This is a genomic window from Arthrobacter sp. UYNi723 (assembly GCF_054057635.1).
This window is the reverse complement of record NZ_JBSRZM010000007.1, coordinates 133468-151835: the sequence shown is the minus strand read 5'-3', so window position 1 is coordinate 151835 and position 18368 is coordinate 133468. Positions and strand designations below refer to the sequence as shown.

Genomic DNA, 18368 nt, shown 5'->3' with positions numbered 1-18368 from the left:
TTGGCTACAGCTGTGTGAAAGCGGCGACGGCGGGATCGGAACCGATGCGCGCGCCCCGCTCGAGCGCGGTGATGGAGGCGAGCTCGTCGTCGGTCAGGGTCAAGGACGCGGCCGCGAAGTTTTCGCGGATACGGGACGGGTTAACCGACTTGGGGATGACTATGGTGCCGGCGGCCAGGTGCCAGGCCAGGACCACCTGCGCCGTGGTGGCGTCGTGTGCCTGCGCAACGGCGGTGACGGCGTTTCCGTTGAGGTCCCCACCCTGGCCCAGCGGGCTGTAGGCCTCCACCGCAATCCCGAGGGCACGGCTTTTGGCGGCTAGTTTGGCCTGCTGGTAGCTGGGGTGCAGTTCAATCTGGTTCACGGCGGGTACGACGTCCGTGGACTCGAGCAGCGTGTCCAGGTGGTCGGAGAGGAAGTTCGAGACGCCGATGGCACGGATCGCCTTGGCGGCATACAGGGCCCCCAGTTCCTTCCAAGCCTGGACGTAGAGGCCCTGTGACGGGACCGGCCAATGGATGAGGTAGAGGTCCACGAAGTCAAGACCCAGCGCCTCGCGGGTGTCCTGGAATGCGTCCCAGGCCCGGCCCTGATCGCCGTTGCGGAGCTTGGAGGTCACGAAGATTTCCTCGCGCGGAATGCCCGAGGCTGCGATGGCAGCGCCCACACCTGCTTCGTTGCGGTATCCGGCGGCGGTGTCGATGTGGCGGTAGCCGGCTGCCAGGGCATCCTCAACGATCCGCTGGGTGTCTTCCGGCGGAACCTGGAAAACGCCGAAACCGAGCTGGGGGATAGTGACGCCGTTGTTCAGCGAGATTTCTGACATGGGTACTCCTCGTAGTGCTGAAGGATGGTTCCTGGCTCGGGATGTCCGGCAGGAAACCGCTTTCGGGAATTGCTCCGGTACGAGCCTATGCACTTTCGCGCCGATAGTCAGTCCTTGACCGTGTCCCTGTTTTTCCTAGGACTGGCAGTCCTACATTCGTTGTAGGAAGTGCCTGGCAGGGCCGTGCCGGATGGCTGAACAGTGATGGCCGCGCCCAAAGGACGCGGCCATCACTGTTCAGACCTGGAAGGGTCAGCCTTCGTGGCGGAAACCGAGCTTGATCCGTACCTGCCAGTCGGCAACTTTGCCGTCTTCGAGGTGACCGCGGATTTCCTTGACCTCGAACCAGTCCAGGTTGCGCAAGGTCTTGGCGGCCTCGGCGATCCCGTTGCGGACTGCCGCGTCCACGCCTTCTTCGGAGGTGCCGACAATTTCAGTAATGCTGTACGTGTGGTTGGACAACTTCGCTCCTCGTGATCGCCTTCGATTCCCGGTTGCGGGCCGTTCTTGAACACTAGTGGCACTTCTGAAGCGTGGCCAGAGCCAATACTTCGGAGTGGACTCTGGTCAGGGCGCTTCGAGGACCAGGTTCTTGAGGTCATCCAGGGTCTGTTGCATGTGCAGGTCCATGGCTTCGCGCGACCTGCTCGGGTTACGCGATTCCAGTGCCTCGGCGATGTTCTGGTGGTGTCCGATGGCGTGCTCCTGGATGGTTGGCACGGCCGATGTTTCGGCCCGGCGCTTTTCCAGCACCCGGTGCAGCGGTGCGAAAAGGACCGCCACAAAAACGTTCTCCGAGGCGCGCAGGATCAGGTCGTGGAATGCCAGATCGGCCTCCACGAAGGCGGCAATGTCGTTGACCTCATGGGCGGCCCGCATCGCCGCTACATGGCCGAACAGCGCCTGGATGTCGGCGTCGCTGATCCGTGCCGCCGCGAGTTCGCACGCCCCGGTTTCAAGCATTCGGCGCAGTTCAATGAGCTGCACGGAGGCGGCGGCTTCGTTCTGTCCCTCTGACGCGGCGCGCAGGACAGCTTCCAGCGAAGCCCAACGGTTCAACGGGTTAACGAATGTGCCGCGGCCGCGTTCCACGCTGAGGATCCGCTGCGCTTCCAGGGTTTTCATGGCCTCGCGCACCGTCATCCGGCTCACCTCGTGCCTGGCGCTGAGTTCCAGCTCGCCGGGAACGCTGGATCCGGGTGGGAAGTCCCCGGCAATGATCCGGTCCAGGAGTTCGTCTGCAACAACGCCCACCAGTGATTTCCGTGCCATATGTCCCCCTTGCCGCCGTCGCCAGATATGTCTGACAAGTCTACTTGCGCGTTTCTATGTCCTGTGCCACACTATTTGAAATGTTAGATGTCAGACATCTTACAGTTACGTCAATACTTATAGATTTCCACACAACGGAGTGCACTGTGACGCTTGAAGCAGACATCCTGGCCGCTTTCCCGGCCGAAGTCCGGATTCCCGCCCGCCTCGTTGCCGACGCCGTCGCCGCGTCCAGCGCGGTGACCCCCCGGATGCTCGTAGTGCTCGACGACGACCCCACCGGAACGCAGTCCGTTGCGGATCTGCCAGTGCTCACCCGCTGGGAAGTGGAGGACTTCATCTGGGCCTTCGGCCAGTCGAAGCCCGCCGTGTACGTGCTCACTAACACCCGCAGCCTGGACCCCGCAGAAGCTGCAGTCCGTAACGAGGAAGTGGTCCGCAACGCGCTGGCCGCTGCCGGGTCCGCAGATGCCAGCGCCGGTTCCAGCCTGCGGCTCGCGTTCGTGAGCCGCAGCGACTCCACCCTCCGCGGCCACTACCCGCTGGAGCCCGACGTCATCGCCGCCACCGTTGCTGACGTCAGCGGAGAAGCCACCGACGGCGTTGTGCTGGTGCCGGCGTTCCCCGACGCCGGCCGCGTGACCATCGGCGGCGTGCACTACATGCGCGGCACCGGGGATGACGCCGGCAACCTCACCCCCGTGGCCGAGACCGAATTCGCCAAGGACGCCAGCTTCGGCTTCGCCAACTCGGACATGACCAAATACGTGGAAGAGAAGTCGCAGGGCCGCTTCGCCGCGGATTCCGTGATTGTCCTGGACCTGAACATCATCCGCGCCTCTGCCGATCCGCAAATCACCGCCAAGGCCATCGCCGACGCCATCGAGCCTGCCACCAACTCCACGCCGATCGTCGCTGACATCGTCACCGAGAACGATCTCCGCGCCCTGTCCCTGGGCCTGGAAGAAGCCGAACGGCGCGGCAAGAAGCTCCTCTACCGCGTGGGACCGCCGTTTGTCCGCGCCCGGATCGGCCAGGAAATCCGCACCGAGCTCACCGGCGCTGAAGCCTACGCCGGCAACACCCCGTCCGAGGCCGGCGGCCTGATCGTGGTGGGCTCCCACGTGGGCGTCACCACCCGCCAGCTCAAGGCCCTCACCGAACAGCACAGCGCCGCGCGCATTGTGGAGATCGACGTCGAGAAGCTGCTCAGCGACGCCGGGGACGCCCACCTCGACAAGATCGTTGACACCGTCGTGGAGGCACTCCACGGGGGAGATGTCATCGTCCACACCAGCCGCCTGCTCATCAAGACCGAGGACGCCGCAGCGAGCCTGCGGATCGCGCGCACGGTGTCCGCCGCCGTCGTCGCGGTGGTGAACCGGACCCTCAAGACCTTCCCGCCGCGGTTCGTCATCGCCAAGGGCGGCATCACGTCCTCCGATGTCGCCGCCCACGGCCTAGAAATCCGCCACGCCATTGTCCGCGGTCCCATGCTGCCGGGCATCGTCTCGCTCTGGGAGCCGGTGGACGGCCCCGCCAAGGGCATCCCGTACATCGTGTTCGCCGGCAACGTGGGCGACGACCAGTCCCTCGCTGACGTCACCCGCAAGCTCAGCAACACCTTCTAATCCCAATCCCGGTGGTTGAGCTTGTCGAAACCCCGTCACCGGATTACGACGGGTTCAATCACCGGCATCACCGGCATCACCGGCATCACCGGCATCACCGGCATCACCGGCATCACCGATATCGCCAGTATTCAAGGAAGAACACCATGACCAGCAACTACACCATCACCGTCCTGGGCCTCGGCGCCATGGGCCTGCCCATGGCCACCCGCCTGGCCAGCGAGCTCACCGTTCACGGTTTCGACATCGCCGAGCCGCGCCTGAAGCTCGCCGAAGAAGCCGGCATCCGCACCTTCGCCTCCGCCCGGGAAGCCTCCAAGGGCGCCGACGCCCTGCTCCTGGCGGTCCGCAACGGCGAGCAGCTCAACGACGTCCTCTTCGGTGAGAACGGCGTGGCCACCGTGCTGGAGCCGGGCGCCGTCGTCATCCTCGGCAGCACCGTGGGCACCGAAGCGATCCCCGCCACCGTGGCGCGTCTCGCCGAATACGGCGTTGAGCTCGTGGACGCGCCGCTGTCCGGCGGTCCCAAGCGCGCCGGCGAAGGCGACCTGCTGATCGTGGTGGGCGCCTCTCCGGAAGCCCAGGAGAAGGCCCGCCCGGCCCTCGAACTGCTGGCCTCCACGCTCACCGTGGTGGGCGACAAGCCCGGCGACGGCCAGGCACTCAAGACCGTCAACCAGCTCCTCTGCGGCATCCACATCGCGGCCGCCGCCGAGGCCATGGCCCTCGCCGACGCCCTCGGCCTGGACCAGGCCAAGACCCTGGCAGCCCTCGAAGCCGGCGCGGCAGGTTCGTTCATGCTCTCCAACCGTGGCCCGCGCATCCTCGAGGCCTACACCGAGGAAGGCGCCGAGGTCCTGTCCCGCCTGGACATCTTCGTCAAGGACATGGGCATCGTGGGCAAGGCCACCCGCGCCGCCGGCCTGGCAGCCCCCGTTGCCGCCGCCGCCGAGCAGCTGTACCTCCTGGGCCAGGCCCAGGGCCTCGCCGCCGCCGACGATTCCGCAGTCATCAAGGTTGTAGCGCCCACGAAGCGCACTGCGAGCTAGTCAGTTCCACCCACCAAGCCCGATGACGGCGGTCCCCCTCCGCCGTCGTCGTACCACCAGTTCGCTAGGCTTAACTAGCGATGTCAAAGGAGACACATCATGAGCGCACTAGCTCTTTTGGCCATAGCAGCCGCAGGCGTCGCCCTGCTGCTCGTGGCTGTCATCAAGTTTAAGATCCCAGCCTTCCTCGCACTGCTTGTCGTCAGCGTTTCCGTGGCACTGGTAGCAGGCATTCCCCTGCCGGACATCATCAAGACTGTCACGGAAGGGATGGGCGGAACCCTTGGGTCCGTCGCCATCCTGGTGGGCCTCGGCGCCATGCTGGGAAAGATGATCGAAATCTCGGGCGGTGCCCAGTCGCTTGCAGGGAAATTCACCCAACTGCTGGGCCCCCGGCGCGTGATCGCTGCGCTCACCGCAGCAGCCTTCCTGCTGGCTATCCCCGTGTTCTTTGATGTCGGATTCATCATCCTGATCCCTATCATCTACGGCTTCTCCAAGGCCGCAGGCGTTAACCCGGTCAAAATCGGCCTTCCGGTAGGCGCCATCATGCTGGCCATTCACGTTGTAGTTCCGCCGCATCCCGGCGTTGTAGGCGGCGCCGGTATCCTGGGCGCTGACATCGGCTGGACCACCATCCTCGGCCTCGCGCTCTGTATCCCGGTCGGCGTCCTGGGCTACTTCGTTGCACGCAAGCTCAACCGCCGCGAATTCACCATGCTGCCGGCCACTGGCGAACAGTTCCGGCTCTTCGGTTCCGGCACATCCCAAGTGGAGCAGGAAGCCAGCCAGGGTGCTTCAAACGTTGCAGTCAAGACGGAGGTAAAGACCGCACCCAGCCCGGCCATGATCATCACGCTGATCGTTCTCCCCATCCTGATGATCATGGTAGGCACCGTGGGCGCTGTGATCCTGCCCAAGGACTCCTTCCCGGCCCAGCTCGCGGCCTTCGTCGGCGCTCCCCTGATTGCCCTTCTCACGGCCCTGGGCCTGGCATACTACTTCCTGGGCATCCGCCGCGGCTGGTCCTCACAGCACACCGGTGGGGTCATGGATTCGGCCCTTGCACCCACCGCAATCGTCATCCTTGTAACGGGCGCAGGCGGCGTCTTTGGCAAGGTCCTCACCGTATCCGGTATCGGCAAGGCGCTCGCCGAAGGCCTGCAGACGGCGGGACTTCCCGTCATCGTGATGGCCTTCATCCTTGCTGCAATCCTCCGTGCGTCACAGGGCTCGGCCACCGTGGCCATCATCACGACATCGGGCCTGTTGGCCGCCTCTGTGGCCGACGGCGGCTTCTCACCGCTGCAGACCGCCCTCATTCTGATAGCCATCGGCTTCGGTGCCTTCGGCTTAAGCCACGTGAACGACTCCGGCTTCTGGATCGTGACACGTTACCTGGGGCTTTCGGTTGCTGACGGTCTTCGGACATGGACCGTCCTCACCACCATCCTGGGCCTGGCAGGCTTCGCCCTGACGTTCCTGGTCTGGATCCTGGTGGGAGGCCTGGGCGTCTGATGCGCACCCGACTCGACCACCTCGTTACCTCCGCCCTGCAGCAGGGTTCGGCCGTTCCCGCGTTCACCTGCTACGACTTCACCACCGCCCTGGCTGTTGTGGGCGCTGCCGAAGACACTGGCCATGGCGTCATTCTGGTGGTGGCCCCCAAGACCGCCGCTACGTCCAACGGCCTCCGGCTGATCGCCGCGCTCCGCGGCTTGGCGGACAGCGCGTCCGTTCCGGTGGCGGTGCAGCTTGACCACGCGGCGGACCTGAAAGTGATGGTCGACGCCGTTACCGCGGGGGCGGATTCCGTCCTCGCGGACGGTTCGTCCCTTCCGTATGAGGACAATATTGCGCTGGTCCGCGAGGCGCGCGCTGTGCTGGGTGCCGACGTCGTGCTTGAAGCGGAACTCGGGGGACTGGCCGGCGACGAGGACCGGGCCTTCGGCGCGGACGAAGCCGGGGTGGCAGTGGCTGGCCTGACGGATTCGGCCCAGGTGGCGTACTTTGTGGCCCGGACCGGAGCAGAGCTGCTGGCCGTCGCCGTGGGCAACGTGCACGGCAAGTACAAGGGCGAGCCGCAGCTGCGCTGGGATGTCCTGCAGGACATTGCCGTGCGGACCCACATCCCGCTGGTGCTCCACGGCGCGTCCGGCATTCCGGCGGGGGAGCTGGTCAAGGCCGCCGCGATGAACGTGGGCAAAGTGAACTTCAATACGGAGCTCCGTACCGGCGTGCTGTCCACGCTCCAGGAACAGCTGCCGGCGCAACGGGCCGACGGCGAGAACCTCCAGGGCCTGCTGGGCCACTGGAACACCTCGGCCAGGGAATTCGCCACGTCCGCACTGGGCATGCTCCGCTGACGCATCCGTTGAGTTTTGGGGAGGCTAGGATCAGCACATGATCCTGGCCTCCCTGCTTTTTGCGTTCATCGCCGCCGCGCTCCACGTGTACATCTTCACCATGGAGTCCCTCACGTGGACCACGCCGGCCACGTGGAAGCGCTTCGGCCTCGCCTCCCAGGCCGACGCCGAGACCACCAAACCCCTCGCCTACAACCAGGGCTTCTACAACCTGTTCCTGGCCATCGGCGCGTTCATCGGAATGGGCTGCGTGGCGCTTGGCCCGGACGCTTCGGCGCAGCACGTGGTGGGCTGGACGCTGATCTTCAGCTGCTGCGGGTCCATGCTGCTGGCTGCCGCGGTGCTGGCACTGTCTGGACGGAAGTACCTCCGCGCCGCGGTTCTGCAAGGCACGACGCCGTTGCTCGCCGTCGTGCTTGGGTTGCTGGCCGTTGCTGGCTGACTGACACTCCTGGCCAGAGGGTGCCTTTCTGGCCGGGAGCGCATCGCGGGCGGACAATTGAGTCAACAGCAGCATCGGCGCATGTAGGGACTGCACGTGAGTGGTGTGAAGGAGCCGGGGCCGGCCCCGCAGGGTGAACAGGCGGTCCAGCGCGACCTGGTGATCGACCTTGTCCGGTTCGTCTGCCTGGCCCTGGTGGTGGTGGGCCACTGCATGATGGTCAGCCCAGTCCTGCAAGGGGACGGCACCGTGACCTCGGAAAATACCCTGGGCGATCAGCCTTGGTTCGTGCCGGTCATCTGGATCTTTATGGTGATGCCGCTGTTCTTCGTGACCGGCGGCACCACCGGCCTCCAGTCCTGGCAGCGGCTGAGAGCCCGCGGCGGTACGGGCGTCGAGTTTGTCCAGGCCCGGCTGCTGCGGCTGGTCCGCCCGGCGGCGGCACTCCTGGCAGTGATGTTCCTGGGGCTCTGGGCCGCGCTTCTGTTGGGCGTGGACGCCCAGGTGGTGCAGCTGATGACCACGGGGGCCGGCATGCCCCTGTGGTTCCTCGCCGCCTACCTGGCAGCCCAGCTCAACATTCCGCTCCTGGCCCGGTTCCATGAGCGCGCGCCCTGGCTGACCGTTGCGGTCCTGGCGGCTCTCGTGGTGGCCGTCGACTGCTTCCGCGGAGCCCTGCCCATGCTCGCCTACGCAAATCTTGTTTTCCTGTGGTGCGCCGTGCAGCAGCTTGGTTTCCTGATGGCCGACGGTTACTTCGCCAGGCTCACGCGCTCCGGCCTGGTGGGGATCATCCTGGCAGCCAACCTGCTGCTGGGGCTGGTCACTGGGCTGGGTCTCTACTCCGGAAATATGCTGGTCAACCTCAATCCACCCAACCTCTGCCTGCTGCTCCTGGGCGTGTCCCAGGCTGCCGCGCTCCAGCTTTTCCGGCCGGGGCTCGGCTGGGTTTCCGGGGTGCGCTGGGTCCGCGCGGTGGTCATGGTGGCCGGCCGCCGCTCCATGACCGTGTACCTCTGGCACCTGCCGTTGCTCGTGGCGATGTCCGGGCTTTTGCTCCTCACCGACTTCCCCAAGCCTGCGGCCGGCACCGCTGAATGGTGGTGGGCCCGTCCGCTCGTCCTCCTGGGGGTTGTGGCTCTCCTGCTCCCGGTGCTGGCCGTGTTCGGCCACCTTGAGGAGCGTCCGACGGCGTCTGTCCACACCCGCGGCCGGCCCGCCGCCGCGGTGGTGACGGCCGCCGTCGTCGTCTTCATTCCGGTGGCGGACGCTGCCCTCAACGGCCTGACGCTTGGCCTGCTCGGAGGCGGCGCAGCATGTTTTGTGTTGGCCGTCCTGCTGCTGGGCAGGATGCCCGAACGTGTCCCCGGCGATGTCGGTGCCGAACGCGTCGCCCACGATGGCAGCCAGTCTGACGGGCCATTGCCAGCGGGGCCAAGTAGTGCCAATGTCGAACCATGACTGAGAACATGATTTCCACAGAGGACAAGTTCAGCCCTGACGTCTCGCTGTCCAGGGATGACGAGCATCACCGCTACGAGCTGCGGGTGGGCGGGAAGATCGCCGTCCAGTCCTTCTTCCGGGACTTGCCCGGACACGTGGATTTCCTCCACACCGACACCGCCGAGGACTTCAAGGGCCAGGGCCTGGGCAAGGTGCTGGCGCACTTCGCGCTCGACGACGTGGTGGCCTCGGGTAAGCGGATCATCCCGCATTGCCCCTTCATCTCCGGCTACCTCCGTGCCCACGAGGGCTACGAACAGCACATCGACTGGCCGGACAACTAGCGCGAACGGTCACTTAAGCCCCCTCCGGCTGGCGCGAGCGGTCACTTAAGCCCCTGAAAGCTCCCGCAGGGTGGCCCAAGTGTCCGTTCGCGCGGAGTATTTTGCACCCGATTCGCGATCGGGGCCAGTCAATGACGCGCCCGCGACCTGAAGAACGCCCGTATTCCCGCGGCTTAAGATAAATAAGTCACTAAAGTTTGACGAAAAGGTTCACCTAAGTAAGGCTTACCTTGCTAAAGACAACCCCCAACGTCGAACTAAGGATGACCACTGTGCCGCTGCTGCCCCGTGTTGATGAGATGTACGTGGATGAAAATCGGGTGGGCGAAACCCTGCCCGGGCAGGATTTCGGCTCCCGCGTGGAGCTGGCCCTCGCTGCCACCAACCATCTGTTCAACACTAGGAACTCCACCCGGTACGTGGCGCAGGTGCTGCAGGGCGTCAACGCCGTGGCCACCAAAATCGACCGGACCACCCGGCCCTTTACCGGCGTCGGGCCTGCCGAAATGAAGGCGCGCATCCGCGCCGTTGACCTGGACCAGCCCCTCCCGGACACCGCCGCGGCGCTGGAAGAGCTGGAGACCGTCTACCTCCGGGACGCCATCTACTTCCACGATGCGAAGTACGCGGCCCACCTGAACTGCCCGGTGGTGATCCCGGCGCTGGTGGGGGAGGCCATCCTGTCCGCGGTGAACTCCTCGATGGACACCTGGGACCAGAGCGCCGGGGCCACCATGATCGAGCGCCGGCTCATCGACTGGACCGCCGAACGGCTGCAGCTGGGGGCTGCAGCCGACGGCGTGTTCACCTCCGGCGGCAGCCAGTCCAACCTGCAGGCGCTTCTGATCGCGCGCAACCACGCCGTTGCCGGCCTGCGGCAGGACCCGGCCAACGCCGGACTCCGGCTGCCCGCGCTGCTGGACAAGCTGCGGATCTTCACATCAGCAGACAGCCACTTCAGCATCCAGAAGTCCGCGTCCATGCTGGGCATGGGCTTCGACGCCGTCATCTCCGTCCCGTGCGCCGCGGACCACAAGATGGACCCGGCCGCGCTCGCCGAGGCCATGGCGGAAACGCACGACGCCGGGCTGGTGCCGATGGCGGTTGTGGCCACCGCCGGGACCACCGACTTCGGTGCGGTGGACCCGCTCGCGGACCTCGCCGCCCTGGCCCGCGCCTACGGTGCCTGGTTCCACGTTGATGCGGCTTACGGCGGCGGGCTGATGGTTTCCGGCCGCTACCGCCACCTGCTGGACGGGACCCGCCTGGCAGACTCCGTCACCGTGGACTTCCACAAAACGTTCTTCCAGCCCGTCAGCTCCAGCGCCCTGCTGGTCCGCGACCGCGCCATGCTCCAGCACGTCACGTACTACGCGGACTACCTGAACCCCGAAAGCGCCGCCCTGGCCGAGATCCCCAACCAGGTGGACAAGAGCATCCAGACCACCCGGCGCTTTGACGCGCTCAAGCTGTGGCTGACCCTGCGCATCATGGGCGCGGATGCGATTGGCGCTCTGTTTGATGAAGCGATCGATCTCGCCGCCCGGGTGGGATCAGTGCTGGCGGCCGATGACGACTTTGAGCTCGCCGCCGCTCCGCAGCTCAGCACGCTGGTGTTCCGGTACCGGCCCCGTGTGCCCGGAACTGCTGCTGCCCTTGCCGGCGCCGGTTTTGCCGATGTCGGCCTCAATGACGCTCACGGCCGGCTTTCCGAGGATGCGGCCGACACCCTCAACCCGGCCATCCGCGCGGCGGTTTTCGCGTCCGGGCAGGCCGTCGTAGCCGGCACCAAGGTTGCTGGCAGGCACTACCTGAAGTTCACGCTCCTCAACGCGGAAGCAACCCTGGAGGACATCAGCGAGATCATCGAGCTGCTGCGCAGCACCGGCGTGCAGCTGCTGGCCGGCGCCAGTGCCAGCCCTAGCACCAGCGAGGTGTCCGCATGAGCGCCTCCACCGAACCGCGCATTTTCGACTTCGCCGGCATCGGCGTCGGGCCCTTCAATCTTGGCCTCGCCGCCCTCAGCGCGCCGGTGGACGGGCTGGATGGCGTCTTCCTGGAGCAACGGGAATCCTTCGACTGGCACCGCGGCATGATGCTGGAGCCGGCCCACCTCCAGGTGCCGTTCATGGCGGACCTGGTGACGCTGGCCGACCCCACGTCGCCGTATTCGTTCCTGAATTTCCTCAAGCAGACCGGGCGCCTCTACCGCTTCTATATCCGCGAAAACTTCTATCCGCTGCGCGCCGAGTACAACCAGTACTGCCAGTGGGTGGCCGGCCAGCTGCGTTCGGTCCGTTTTAGCACAGCTGTGCTGGATGTAACGTACGACGCCGGCGTGTACCGCCTTTCGGTGGAAGGTCCGGACGGGCCTGAGGTGCTGCTGGCGCGTCGGCTCGTGCTGGGCACGGGCACGGCGCCCTACGTGCCGGCGTCCTGTGACGGAATAGTCGACGCGGCCGCTGATGGCGGCGGGGGACTTGTCCTCCACAACGCGGACTACCTGTCGAGGAAAAGTGAGCTGCAGGCCAAGCGGAGCATCACCATCGTGGGCAGCGGCCAGAGCGCCGCGGAGATCTACTACGAGCTCCTGCAGGACATCGACACCTACGGCTACCAGCTGAACTGGGTCACCCGGTCGGGGCGATTCTTCCCGCTGGAGTACACCAAGCTCACCCTGGAGATGACCTCGCCGGAGTACGTGGACTACTTCCATGGGCTGCCCCAGGACCAGCGCGACGGCCTCATCAAGAGCCAGAAGAACCTGTACAAAGGCATCAATTCCGAGCTGATCGACGCCATCTACGACCTCCTGTACACCAAGAGCCTTTCCGGCATGGTGGACACCCAGCTCCTCACCCATTCGTCGCTCACCGGCGCCGCGTGGGATCAGGCCGCCGGTTCCCACGCGCTGCAGCTCCGGCACGAGGAGCAGGGCTCGGATTATGTGCTGGATAGCGAAGCAGTGGTCCTGGCCACCGGTTACACCTACCGCGAGCCGGACTTCCTGGCGGGCATCCAGGACCGGATTGCCAGGGACTCCGCCGGCCGGTTCGCCGTGGCACGCAACTACAGCACCGGCGTCGAACCCGGCGAACTCTTCGTCCAGAACGCGGAGCTGCACACGCACGGGTTTGTCACCCCGGACCTCGGCATGGCCGCCTACCGCAACTCGTGCATCCTGCGTGAGATCACCGGCCGCGAGGTTTATCCCGTGGAGCGCGGCATCGCGTTCCAGCAGTTCGGCCCGCCCCAGCCCGGCCTGCCCCAGCCCGGCCTGCCCCAGCCCGGCGCGGTTTCCGGTTCAGTCTCCGGTTCAGTCGCCGGTCCGGCCGGACTCAGCGCCGAGCCGGCTCCCACTCAGACTGTGGAGGTGTCCGCATGAGCTTCACGTTCCGCTGTGTTGACGCCGTTGCCGATGCACGCCTCCTCCACAGCTGGGTCACGCAGCCGTACGCGTCGTTCTGGGGGATGCTCTCCTCAACAGTTGACGGCGTTGTGGAGGAATACTCGAAAATCCAGGCAACGGGACATCACCATGCCTTGCTGGGGATCAACGACGACGGCGTCCCCGCCTTCCTGATGGAGGAATACCTGCCGGCCGCCTCGCCGCTGGCCGCGGTCTATGCCGTGCAGAAGGGCGACATCGGTATGCACCTGCTGGTGGCGCCGCCGTCGGGAGATCCCAAACCGGGGTACACGGCCGCGGTGATGGACGCCGTGCTGGAGCGGTTGTTCGGAAAACCGGGCGTGGAACGCGTGGTGGTGGAACCAGACGCCAGAAACTCCAAGATCCATGCGCTCAACGAGCGGCTTGGCTTCCAGCCGGCGGGGGTTGTCACCCTGCCGGACAAGGAAGCGCTGCTCAGCTTCTGCACACGCCAGGACTACCTCGCCGCCCGCGCAGCGCTGAACCGCCCCCAAGACCATTCCCATGACCTTTCCGCCCCGATCCACCAGGGAGCATCACTGTGACCATCATCGAGCTGGACCCCGCCGTCGTACGGGAATCCGCCCCCGCCATTGACACCGCCGACACTGACGCGGCCGAAATTGACCCGGCCGACAGGCCGGACAGCACCGCCAACACCGTTCCCCACCTCGCACCCGAACGCTGGGCGGCGGCCAACCGCCACCTGGTCCGCAAGGCGCTCGCCGAATTCCTGCACGAACGCATCCTGGAGCCGCAGCGACTGGGCTCCGGCAGGGGTGCCACGGGTCCGGAGGAGCCCGCGGTGTACGTGGTCCGCAGCGACGACGGCCTCACGGCGTACTCGTTCACCGCCCGAGTCCTGGAGCTGGAGCACTGGTCGGTGGACGCCGCTTCGATCCACTGCACACGCAGCGGCGAGGATGCCGCCCCGGATGCACTGCGCTTCATCACCGAGTTCAGGGACACTCTGGGCATCCGCGAGGAGATGCTCCCGGTCTACCTTGAAGAGATCAGCAGCACCCTGGCCGGCCACTCCTACAAGCAATGGCTGGGACAACCGTCCGCCGAAGAGCTCGTGGCAGGAGTCACCGGCGGAACCGACCCCGCAGCCGACTTCCAGGCCATCGAACGCAGCATGACGGAGGGCCACCCGTGTTTCGTGGCCAACAACGGCCGGCTGGGCTTCGGCATCAGTGACTACCGGGCGTTCGCGCCGGAGACCGGAGCCCCCGTCCACCTGGAATGGATCGGGGTCCACCGCAGCAAGGCTGTCTTCACCGCCAGCGCCGGACTGGACTACCGCGCCCACCTGGAGGCCGAGCTCGGCGCCGCCGCGCTGCAGTCCTTTGACGCCGAATTCACCGCCCAGGGTGTGGACCCCGCACAGTACTTCCTGATGCCGGTGCATCCGTGGCAGTGGGAGAACAAGCTCACTGTCACGTTCGCTGCCGAAATCGCCCAGCAGCACATCATCCACCTGGGGACCGGTGCAGACAGTTACCAGTCCCAGCAGTCCATCCGCACGTTCTTCAACACGGCCGCGCCCGCCAAGAGCTACGTCAAGACGGCGATGTCCGTCCTGAACATGGGCTTTATGCGGGGACTCTCGCCGCAGTACATGAAGGCAACCCCCGCCATCAACGACTGGCTGCAGGACCTGATCCGGTCAGACGAAGCCCTGCAGAAGCGCGGCCTGGCCATGATCAGCGAGATCGCGGCGATCGGCTACCACAACGGCTACTACGAGGCCGCGTCCGCCAAGGGCTCGCCGTACCAGAAGATGCTGTCCGCGCTGTGGAGGGAAAGTCCGCTCCCGCTGCTGGAGGACGGCCAGCAGCTTGCCACCATGGCGTCCCTGCTGCACGTCGATTCGACAGGCAAACCGATGGTGTCTGCCCTGATTGAGCGCTCCGGACTGGAGCCTGCCGAATGGCTGCGCCGCTACTTCGAGGCCTACCTCGTCCCGCTGGTCCACTGCCTCTACCGGTACGAACTCGCCTTTATGCCGCATGGCGAGAACGTGATCCTCGTGCTGGACAACGGTGTGCCCGTGCGGGCAGTGATGAAGGACATCGCCGAGGAAATCGTGGTGATGGGGAACCGGCTGGACCTGCCCGAGGACGTATCACGGATCCAGGTGGACATTCCCGACGGCGAAAAGGTGCTGGCCATCTTTACGGATATCTTCGACTGCATCTTCCGCTTCCTCGGTGCCCTGCTGGTGGAAGACGGGAAACTCAGCGAGGAGGAGTTCTGGGGCACGGCCGCGCGGGTCATCCAGGACTACCAGGGTGAACACCCGGAGCTGGCGGACCAGTTCGCCCGCCACGACCTGTTCGCCGCGGACTTTGAACTGTCGTGCCTGAACCGGCTGCAGCTGCGGAACAACCAGCAGATGCTTGACCTCACGGACCCGTCCGGCGGGCTGCAGATGGCCGGCAGGCTCGCCAACCCGCTCGCCAGGTTCGCATAGCGTCGGATTCTGCTCCATCATTCGCGGGTTTCGGCCAGGTGGCCCGTGATTCCGGGCGCGGTGCCGGGGGTTGCAGGAATGATGGAGCAGAATCCGGCAGCGGGCCGCCGCGAGTGCTGGACCGAGGCCCACCCGGGGTCAGCTGAGCTCTTCCACCTTGCGCTCCAGCACCGCGCGCTCGGCGGCGTTCCCGCACAGCGCAACGGCCTGCAGGAGGGCGGACCGTGCGTCGTCGCGGCGGCCGAGCCGGGTGAGCATCTCGCCACGGACCGCGGGAAGCAGGTGCGAGCCCGCCAGTTCCCCGCGCGAGGCGAGGGCCTCCACCAGTTCCAGCCCGTGCGCCGGGCCGGAAGCCATCGCGACGGCGACGGCACGGTTGAGCTCGATGATGGGGGAGGGGGCCAGCCGTCCGAGGGCCTCGTAGAGGATGACGATCCGGTGCCAGTCCGTCTCGGCCACCGAGTGCGCCACCGCATGGCACTCGGCGATGGAGGCCTGGAGACCGTAGGCGCCCAGCCCGCGCCCGGAACCCGCGGCCCGGGCCAGCGCCGCACGTCCGCGCCGGATCGCGGCCTGGTCCCACCGCCGTCGGTCCTGGTCTTCCAGAAGCACCGGGCGGCACCGCACTCGACCCACCTGACCCCACGAGACAAGGAGAAGCCATGGCCGGCGAACCAGCGTTCCTTGAAATCGGCGTCGAAGATTCCGAACGGGGCAGGGCGATCTACGGCGCGCTCTTCGGCGGGGACTTCAGCCCCGGACCGTCCGATGAGGGCGGGTCCATAATCGGCACACCCGGCATCCCCGGCGGGTTGCACGGCGGCGACAAGGGCGCGGTGCCCTACCTGTTCTTCCGGGTGGACGACATGGACGCCGCCCTGGCCCGGGTGCGTGAACTTGGCGGCTCGACGGACAGTGCGGAACTGGGCGACGAGGACCCGGCGGAGTACGGAAGATTCAAGCTCTGCAAGGACGACCAGGGCTCAACCTTCGGCCTGCACCAGCCCCCTGCGCCGTAACACGGCTAGTCTGGGCGCATGGAGACACCCACCACAGCGCTCGTAACAGGGGCAACAGCAGGGCTGGGAGCGGAGTTCGCCCGCCAGCTCGCGCAGGAAGGCCACCACATGGTCCTGGTGGCCCGCGACGCCGCCCGGCTCCAGCAGATCGCTGAAGAACTGGAGCGTGATTACAGCGTTTCCGCTGAGGTGCTGCCCGCCGACCTGACGGACGACGCCGGGGTGGCAGCCGTCGTCGGGCGCCTCACGGACGCTGCGCGGCCGGTTGAGGTCCTGGTGAACAATGCGGGGATCGGGCTGCTGCATTCGTTCGAAAACAATTCCTTGGAGGACGAGAAAAGGCACCTTCGCCTGCACGTGCAGACCCCCATGGAGCTCTGCCATGCCGCCCTGCAGGGGATGCTGGAACGGCATTCAGGCAGGATCATCAACGTGGCCAGCGTGGCGGCGTTCGCCAACCGCGGCAGCTACTCGGCCGCGAAAGCCTGGCAGGTCAGCTTCAGCCGCTGGGCCAACCTGGCCTACGGGCCGAGAGGCGTGCATGTCACGGCGCTGTGCCCCGGATTCACGCACACCGAATTCCACGACCGCATGGGCATGGACAAGTCGGTCGCCCCGCGCTGGCTGTGGCTGCGGGCCGACCAGGTGGTCCGGGAGGGCCTCGCTGACAACGCCCGCGGGAAGGGCGTTTCGATCCCCACCAAACGCTACAAACTGGTGGCCGCCATCTCACGCGTGCTGCCGGCGCGGTTTACGTCCGGGCCGCCGCGGCGTCCGAAGCAGTAGCTTTCCGCGGTGCGCGGACGGCCGCCACCACGGCGATACCGATCACGGCGCCCACAAACGTCTCCACCGCGCGTTCGGTGACCAGGAGGCCCGGGTCCGCGGGGGCGGCAAGCTGCGTCATGAGCAGGATCACCGGCGTGAAGAAGACCATGGCCCAGCCGTAGTGCCGCGCCATGAAGAGTTCGGTGGGGAACTGGAATCCGATCACCAGCAGCGCCAGCACGACGGCAGCGTGGCCGGGGAAATACTGCAGCGGGGACAACGGCCCCGGGAAAAGTACGACGGCGACCAACGCCAAACCGACGAACGTCCCCACGATGCGGTGGATCCCGCGGTGGACGCGGCTGGGCAGGTCGGCCCCGGCGAGCGGGACGGCGGCCGCGGCCATGGCCCAGTGCGGATGGCCGCTGCCGCTCAGCACTCCGCAGGCGCCGGCGGCACCGACGGCCAGGACATAGCGGGCGGCATGCACCAACGCGGCCTGCCGGCGTTCACCGCTGAGCCGCGGAACATCCCGCACGGCACCCGCCTGCCAAGCCCGGACCCGCAGCCAGCCGGCGAAGCCCACCAGGATAGAGAACGCGGCCGAGGCCGCACCGATCAGTACGGCCGTCAGGAACGGCACGTTCGTCGGGACCGAGGCGCAGGCGCCCAGTGCCAGGATGCCAAAGAACGGTCCGTTGGGCTTGAGCCGCACCTTGTCGGAGAAAAGGGAACCGGCACCGGCCAGCACGGCCTCCACGAGCACCAACCACCAGGAGTGGAGGTGGTTGACGGACAGGAACACGCCCACCGTGATGCCGCTGACCAGGACCACTGCCGCCTGAGCCTGGTGCTTGAGGCGCAGCTGATGGGATTCCGAGCGTCCGTACATACCGGTCAGGGCACCGAAGACTGCGTACATGGTGAGCTCGGGGTGGCCGATGGCCAGGAGGACCAGGGAGGGCACTGCCACGCTGAGGGCAACCCGTACGGCCGAGAGCCGGTCGTTGTTCGCCGGGCCCAGGGCGTACAGGGTGCGGGCATGGGCCATGACTCTGCGCACAGCCAACACCACCTATCAATCAAGCCCTTATTCGAAAATTTAGCAGAACCCCGGAATGGTCACCATTAGCTGGGTCACAGAGCGTCGCTTGGGCGGGGCGGGGCGGGGCGGGGCGGGGCGGGCCGGACGGGCCGGACGGGCCGGGCCGGGCTGGGCCGGCCGGGAGGGCACTGCCGGGCACGGCTAAGGCCCGCCCCTGCGTGCTTCCCCCAAGGAAAGCGCGCGGGACGGGCCTTTGA

Annotated in this window: 18 protein-coding genes and 1 pseudogene; 14 read left to right on the top strand and 5 right to left on the bottom strand. The window is 66.4% G+C overall.

Annotation, left to right across the window (positions count from 1 at the left end; translation table 11 throughout):
* Positions 1 to 4 precede the first annotated feature (4 nt).
* The 3 genes from ACVWY0_RS07985 to ACVWY0_RS07975 form a co-directional block, all read right to left on the bottom strand.
* Positions 5 to 826 (bottom strand): aldo/keto reductase, encoded by an 822-nt coding sequence (locus ACVWY0_RS07985; protein ID WP_485836204.1) that lies wholly within the window; start codon positions 824 to 826, stop codon positions 5 to 7.
* Positions 827 to 1078: 252 nt separating this feature from the next.
* Positions 1079 to 1288: a dodecin gene (locus ACVWY0_RS07980; RefSeq protein WP_056347910.1), complete on the bottom strand. Its 210-nt coding sequence runs from the start codon at positions 1286 to 1288 to the stop codon at positions 1079 to 1081.
* A 105-nt stretch (positions 1289 to 1393) separates the two neighbouring features.
* Positions 1394 to 2098, bottom strand: coding sequence for a FadR/GntR family transcriptional regulator (locus ACVWY0_RS07975; protein ID WP_248763112.1), 705 nt, complete (start codon positions 2096 to 2098; stop codon positions 1394 to 1396).
* Positions 2099 to 2244: 146 nt separating this feature from the next.
* Here ACVWY0_RS07975 and ACVWY0_RS07970 point away from each other — a divergent pair, with 146 nt between their 5' ends.
* The 12 genes from ACVWY0_RS07970 to ACVWY0_RS07915 all read left to right on the top strand — a co-directional run bounded on the left by ACVWY0_RS07970 (position 2245) and on the right by ACVWY0_RS07915 (position 15279).
* Complete coding sequence (locus tag ACVWY0_RS07970) at positions 2245 to 3729, top strand: four-carbon acid sugar kinase family protein (RefSeq protein WP_485836203.1); 1485 nt, start codon at positions 2245 to 2247, stop codon at positions 3727 to 3729.
* A gap of 21 nt (positions 3730 to 3750) precedes the next feature.
* On the top strand, positions 3751 to 3879 hold the full coding sequence (locus ACVWY0_RS07965; RefSeq protein ID WP_485836202.1) for a hypothetical protein: 129 nt from the start codon (positions 3751 to 3753) through the stop codon (positions 3877 to 3879).
* On the top strand, positions 3876 to 4778 hold the full coding sequence (locus ACVWY0_RS07960; RefSeq protein ID WP_485836201.1) for an NAD(P)-dependent oxidoreductase: 903 nt from the start codon (positions 3876 to 3878) through the stop codon (positions 4776 to 4778). The genes ACVWY0_RS07965 and ACVWY0_RS07960 overlap by 4 nt, the downstream gene beginning before the upstream one ends.
* Positions 4779 to 4877: 99 nt before the next feature.
* The gene (locus ACVWY0_RS07955; protein ID WP_485836200.1) at positions 4878 to 6296 is read left to right on the top strand and encodes a GntP family transporter; all 1419 of its coding nucleotides are present in this window, start codon (positions 4878 to 4880) and stop codon (positions 6294 to 6296) included.
* On the top strand, positions 6296 to 7144 hold the full coding sequence (locus ACVWY0_RS07950; protein WP_485836199.1) for a class II fructose-bisphosphate aldolase: 849 nt from the start codon (positions 6296 to 6298) through the stop codon (positions 7142 to 7144). Before ACVWY0_RS07955 ends, ACVWY0_RS07950 begins: the two co-directional genes overlap by 1 nt.
* A 37-nt stretch (positions 7145 to 7181) precedes the next feature.
* Complete coding sequence (locus ACVWY0_RS07945) at positions 7182 to 7586, top strand: DUF1304 domain-containing protein (RefSeq protein ID WP_485836198.1); 405 nt, start codon at positions 7182 to 7184, stop codon at positions 7584 to 7586.
* 96 nt (positions 7587 to 7682) lie between these two features.
* Positions 7683 to 9047 (top strand): acyltransferase family protein, encoded by a 1365-nt coding sequence (locus ACVWY0_RS07940; protein ID WP_485836197.1) that lies wholly within the window; start codon positions 7683 to 7685, stop codon positions 9045 to 9047.
* Positions 9044 to 9373: a GNAT family N-acetyltransferase gene (locus ACVWY0_RS07935; RefSeq protein WP_252568123.1), complete on the top strand. Its 330-nt coding sequence runs from the start codon at positions 9044 to 9046 to the stop codon at positions 9371 to 9373. The genes ACVWY0_RS07940 and ACVWY0_RS07935 overlap by 4 nt, the downstream gene beginning before the upstream one ends.
* Before the next feature lie 299 nt (positions 9374 to 9672).
* Positions 9673 to 11319, top strand: coding sequence for a pyridoxal phosphate-dependent decarboxylase family protein (locus tag ACVWY0_RS07930; protein ID WP_485836224.1), 1647 nt, complete (start codon positions 9673 to 9675; stop codon positions 11317 to 11319).
* Positions 11316 to 12758, top strand: coding sequence for a lysine N(6)-hydroxylase/L-ornithine N(5)-oxygenase family protein (locus ACVWY0_RS07925; RefSeq protein WP_485836196.1), 1443 nt, complete (start codon positions 11316 to 11318; stop codon positions 12756 to 12758). The genes ACVWY0_RS07930 and ACVWY0_RS07925 overlap by 4 nt, the downstream gene beginning before the upstream one ends.
* Complete coding sequence (locus ACVWY0_RS07920; RefSeq protein ID WP_485836195.1) at positions 12755 to 13348, top strand: GNAT family N-acetyltransferase; 594 nt, start codon at positions 12755 to 12757, stop codon at positions 13346 to 13348. The genes ACVWY0_RS07925 and ACVWY0_RS07920 overlap by 4 nt, the downstream gene beginning before the upstream one ends.
* Positions 13349 to 13425: 77 nt before the next feature.
* Positions 13426 to 15279 (top strand): IucA/IucC family protein, encoded by a 1854-nt coding sequence (locus tag ACVWY0_RS07915; RefSeq protein WP_485836223.1) that lies wholly within the window; start codon positions 13426 to 13428, stop codon positions 15277 to 15279.
* 138 nt (positions 15280 to 15417) lie between these two features.
* Here ACVWY0_RS07915 and ACVWY0_RS07910 read toward each other — a convergent pair.
* Positions 15418 to 15894: pseudogene (locus ACVWY0_RS07910) on the bottom strand (RNA polymerase sigma factor); the annotation flags it as partial.
* Between the two features lie 47 nt (positions 15895 to 15941).
* On the opposite strand from ACVWY0_RS07910, the gene ACVWY0_RS07905 reads away from it, so the two are divergent.
* Both ACVWY0_RS07905 and ACVWY0_RS07900 read left to right on the top strand, forming a co-directional pair.
* Positions 15942 to 16298: a VOC family protein gene (locus ACVWY0_RS07905; RefSeq protein ID WP_485836194.1), complete on the top strand. Its 357-nt coding sequence runs from the start codon at positions 15942 to 15944 to the stop codon at positions 16296 to 16298.
* An 18-nt stretch (positions 16299 to 16316) separates the two neighbouring features.
* Positions 16317 to 17084, top strand: coding sequence for an SDR family NAD(P)-dependent oxidoreductase (locus ACVWY0_RS07900; RefSeq protein ID WP_485836193.1), 768 nt, complete (start codon positions 16317 to 16319; stop codon positions 17082 to 17084).
* Here the strand turns inward: ACVWY0_RS07900 and ACVWY0_RS07895 are convergent.
* Positions 17050 to 18129, bottom strand: coding sequence for an FUSC family protein (locus ACVWY0_RS07895; RefSeq protein WP_485836192.1), 1080 nt, complete (start codon positions 18127 to 18129; stop codon positions 17050 to 17052). The genes ACVWY0_RS07900 and ACVWY0_RS07895 overlap by 35 nt on opposite strands.
* Positions 18130 to 18368 lie beyond the last annotated feature (239 nt).

Excerpts from the sequence above, each read along its gene's own strand:
- ACVWY0_RS07925 (WP_485836196.1), top strand. The coding sequence starts at position 11,316 with ATGAGCGCCTCCACCGAACCGCGCATTTTCGACTTCGCCGGCATCGGC.
- ACVWY0_RS07905 (WP_485836194.1), top strand. The coding sequence starts at position 15,942 with ATGGCCGGCGAACCAGCGTTCCTTGAAATCGGCGTCGAAGATTCCGAA.
- ACVWY0_RS07945 (WP_485836198.1), top strand. The coding sequence starts at position 7,182 with ATGATCCTGGCCTCCCTGCTTTTTGCGTTCATCGCCGCCGCGCTCCAC.
- ACVWY0_RS07935 (WP_252568123.1), top strand. The coding sequence starts at position 9,044 with ATGACTGAGAACATGATTTCCACAGAGGACAAGTTCAGCCCTGACGTC.
- ACVWY0_RS07975 (WP_248763112.1), bottom strand. The coding sequence starts at position 2,098 with ATGGCACGGAAATCACTGGTGGGCGTTGTTGCAGACGAACTCCTGGAC.
- ACVWY0_RS07950 (WP_485836199.1), top strand. The coding sequence starts at position 6,296 with ATGCGCACCCGACTCGACCACCTCGTTACCTCCGCCCTGCAGCAGGGT.
- ACVWY0_RS07955 (WP_485836200.1), top strand. The coding sequence starts at position 4,878 with ATGAGCGCACTAGCTCTTTTGGCCATAGCAGCCGCAGGCGTCGCCCTG.
- ACVWY0_RS07985 (WP_485836204.1), bottom strand. The coding sequence starts at position 826 with ATGTCAGAAATCTCGCTGAACAACGGCGTCACTATCCCCCAGCTCGGT.
- ACVWY0_RS07900 (WP_485836193.1), top strand. The coding sequence starts at position 16,317 with ATGGAGACACCCACCACAGCGCTCGTAACAGGGGCAACAGCAGGGCTG.
- ACVWY0_RS07960 (WP_485836201.1), top strand. The coding sequence starts at position 3,876 with ATGACCAGCAACTACACCATCACCGTCCTGGGCCTCGGCGCCATGGGC.
- ACVWY0_RS07930 (WP_485836224.1), top strand. The coding sequence starts at position 9,673 with ATGTACGTGGATGAAAATCGGGTGGGCGAAACCCTGCCCGGGCAGGAT.
- ACVWY0_RS07920 (WP_485836195.1), top strand. The coding sequence starts at position 12,755 with ATGAGCTTCACGTTCCGCTGTGTTGACGCCGTTGCCGATGCACGCCTC.